The following is a 392-nucleotide window of genomic DNA, read 5'->3' on the forward strand; positions in this document are numbered from 1 at the left end:
TGCCTGCCACGTTGGTGTGACAGAACCGACAGAGCCACTAAACTCAATCATCGTCCGGCCTGCGACGCCCTGTTCCAGCCAGCGCAGCCCATCGTTCACCCGCTCCAATCCGATCCTGCGACCGATCTGGGCATCGAGGTCGAGGCGACCGGATCGGTACAGTGAAAAGATACGCTGCATGTCCCGTTCGGGAATGCCGCCGCCATAGATGGAGCCGATCAGCCGCTTCTTCGATCCCGGGAAGCCGATCGCGGGGATCGCCATGTCGAGGCCCGCCCGTGGGTGCTGTCAGTCTAACGCGAACCGGTCTCCACACAATGCACGTCGCGCTTTGTACGCATCTGCCTAGCTCACGAGGATCTGCCACTCCGCCAGCGCGGCGGAGCGTCGTT

The 392-nt window shown here is 62.8% G+C and carries 1 pseudogene; it reads right to left on the reverse strand.

Annotated elements, in window-relative coordinates:
* Positions 1 to 264 (reverse strand): annotated as a pseudogene (locus tag OXQ95_RS18650) (hypothetical protein); the annotation flags it as partial.
* Between the last annotated feature and the right edge of the window lie 128 nt (positions 265 to 392).

The sequence above is a fragment of the Sphingomonas sp. GC_Shp_6 genome, from assembly GCF_026540835.1.
Lineage (GTDB): Bacteria > Pseudomonadota > Alphaproteobacteria > Sphingomonadales > Sphingomonadaceae > Sphingomonas.